Source organism: Levilactobacillus spicheri DSM 15429 (assembly GCF_001435095.1).
In the GTDB taxonomy this organism is placed as follows: Bacteria; Bacillota; Bacilli; order Lactobacillales; family Lactobacillaceae; genus Levilactobacillus; species Levilactobacillus spicheri.
On the sequence record NZ_AZFC01000011.1, the window covers coordinates 1 to 3,120 of the forward strand.

General features: G+C 49.8%; 1 rRNA gene. It reads left to right on the plus strand.

From position 1 onward, the window contains the following. Positions 1-151: 151 nt before the first annotated feature. Positions 152-3,067, plus strand: a 23S ribosomal RNA gene (locus FD37_RS02735). Positions 3,068-3,120 lie beyond the last annotated feature (53 nt).

Sequence of the window (3,120 nt, forward strand, 5' to 3'; positions counted from 1 at the left end):
AACTTGTTCTTTGAAAACTAGATATTATCAATTATTTTCCTTTAATTATTAAAGATAATTAAACCGAGAACACCGCGTTTATTTTGAGTTTTTTAATTAGTTTTAAAATTCGCTAATACTCGATTAATCGTTCATCACGACGTGATGAATAGGTTAAGTTATGAAGGGCGCATGGTGAATGCCTTGGTACTAGGAGCCGATGAAGGACGGGACTAACACCGATATGCTTCGGGGAGCTGTACGTAAGCTTTGATCCGGAGATTTCCGAATGGGGAAACCCAATCATCTTTACCGATGATTACAACTTGACGAATACATACTCAAGTTGAGGCAGACGTGGGGAACTGAAACATCTAAGTACCCACAGGAAGAGAAAGAAAATTCGATTCCCTAAGTAGCGGCGAGCGAACGGGGAACAGCCCAAACCAATGAGCTTGCTCATTGGGGTTGTAGGACTGAACATTTGAGTTACCAAAGTCAGCGATAACCGAAGTGTCTGGGAAGGCACGGCAGAGCGGGTGATACCCCCGTAGGTGAAATCACTGACCCTCAGTTCAGGATCCTGAGTACGGCCAGACACGTGAAACCTGGTCGGAATCCGGGAGGACCATCTCCCAAGGCTAAATACTCCCTAGTGACCGATAGTGAACCAGTACCGTGAGGGAAAGGTGAAAAGCACCCCGGAAGGGGAGTGAAATAGTTCCTGAAACCATGTGCCTACAATTAGTTAGAGCCCGTTAATGGGTGATAGCGTGCCTTTTGTAGAATGAACCGGCGAGTTACGTTAGTTTGCAAGGTTAAGGTGTAAAGACCGGAGCCGTAGCGAAAGCGAGTCTGAAACGGGCGTTTCAGTAAGTTGACGTAGACCCGAAACCAGGTGACCTACCCATGTCCAGGTTGAAGGTGCGGTAAAACGCACTGGAGGACCGAACCCGTGTATGTTGAAAAATGCTGGGATGAGGTGTGGGTAGCGGTGAAATTCCAAACGAACTTGGAGATAGCTGGTTCTCTCCGAAATAGCTTTAGGGTTAGCCTCGGAGTTAAGAATCGTGGAGGTAGAGCCACTGTTTGGACTAGGGGCCCGTCATGGGTTACTGAATTCAGATAAACTCCGAATGCCACAGATTTATATCCGGGAGTCAGACGATGAGTGATAAGATCCACCGTCGAAAGGGGAACAGCCCAGACCACCAATTAAGGTCCCTAAATATGTGCTAAGTGGAAAAGGATGTGGAATTGCATAGACAGCTAGGATGTTGGCTCAGAAGCAGCCACCATTTAAAGAGTGCGTAATAGCTCACTAGCCGAGTGACTCTGCGCCGAAAATATACCGGGGCTAAGCACATTACCGAAATTGTGGACGCGACTATGTCGCGTGATAGGAGAGCGTTCTAAGGGCGACGAAGCTAGACCGCAAGGACTAGTGGAGCGCTTAGAAGTGAGAATGCCGGTATGAGTAGCGAAAGATCAGTGAGAATCTGATCCACCGAATGACTAAGGTTTCCTGGGGAAGGCTCGTCCTCCCAGGGTTAGTCGGGACCTAAGCCGAGGCTGAGAAGCGTAGGCGATGGATAACAGGTTGAGATTCCTGTACTAGTTAATATTGTTTGAACGATGGAGGGACGCAGGAGGCTAAAGCAAGCGCACGATTGGAAATGTGCGTCCAAGCGTCAAGTCTGGTGATGAGTCAAATGCTTATCGCTAAGGACAAGGCGTGACGGGGACCGAATTTTAGTAGGGAAGTGCTCCATGTCACACTGCCGAGAAAAGCTTCTAGTTAGATATTAATTACCCGTACCGCAAACCGACACAGGTAGTCGAGGAGAGAATCCTAAGGTGAGCGAGTGAACTCTTGTTAAGGAACTCGGCAAAATGACCCCGTAACTTCGGGAGAAGGGGTGCTGCACGCAAGTGCAGCCGCAGTGAAAAGGCCCAGGCGACTGTTTATCAAAAACACAGGTTTCTGCAAAATCGTAAGATGACGTATAGGGGCTGACGCCTGCCCGGTGCTGGAAGGTTAAGTGGATGAGTTAGCTTCGGCGAAGCCCAGAAATGAAGCCCCAGTAAACGGCGGCCGTAACTATAACGGTCCTAAGGTAGCGAAATTCCTTGTCGGGTAAGTTCCGACCCGCACGAAAGGCGTAACGATCTGGGCACTGTCTCAACAAGAGACTCGGTGAAATTATAGTACCTGTGAAGATGCAGGTTACCCGCGACAGGACGGAAAGACCCCATGGAGCTTTACTGTAGCTTGATATTGGGTGTTGACACAGCTTGTACAGGATAGGTCGGAGCCGTAGATATCGGAACGCTAGTTTCGATGGAGGCGTTGGTGGGATACGACCCTCGCTGTGTGAACACTCTAACCCTCACCACTTATCGTGGTGGGAGACAGTGTCAGGTGGGCAGTTTGACTGGGGCGGTCGCCTCCTAAAAAGTAACGGAGGCGCCCAAAGGTTCTCTCAGAATGGTTGGAAATCATTCGTCGAGTGTAAAGGCAGAAGAGAGCTTGACTGCGAGACAGACAGGTCGAGCAGGGACGAAAGTCGGGCTTAGTGATCCGGTGGTACCGTATGGAAGGGCCATCGCTCAACGGATAAAAGCTACCCTGGGGATAACAGGCTTATCTCCCCCAAGAGTCCACATCGACGGGGAGGTTTGGCACCTCGATGTCGGCTCATCGCATCCTGGGGCTGTAGTCGGTCCCAAGGGTTGGGCTGTTCGCCCATTAAAGCGGTACGCGAGCTGGGTTCAGAACGTCGTGAGACAGTTCGGTCCCTATCCGTCGCGGGCGTAGGAAATTTGAGAGGAGCTGTCCTTAGTACGAGAGGACCGGGATGGACATACCGCTGGTGTACCAGTTGTGCCGCCAGGCGCATCGCTGGGTAGCTATGTATGGATGAGATAAACGCTGAAAGCATCTAAGTGTGAAACTCGCCTCGAGATGAGATTTCCCATTCCTATATGGAAGTAAGACCCCTGAGAGATGATCAGGTAGATAGGCTGGAAGTAGCAGCGCCGCGAGGCGTGGAGCGGACCAGTACTAATCGGTCGAGGACTTAACCAAGTATTGGTGTTCTCAAGAAAATCAATTGGTAATATCTAGTTTTGAGGGAATAA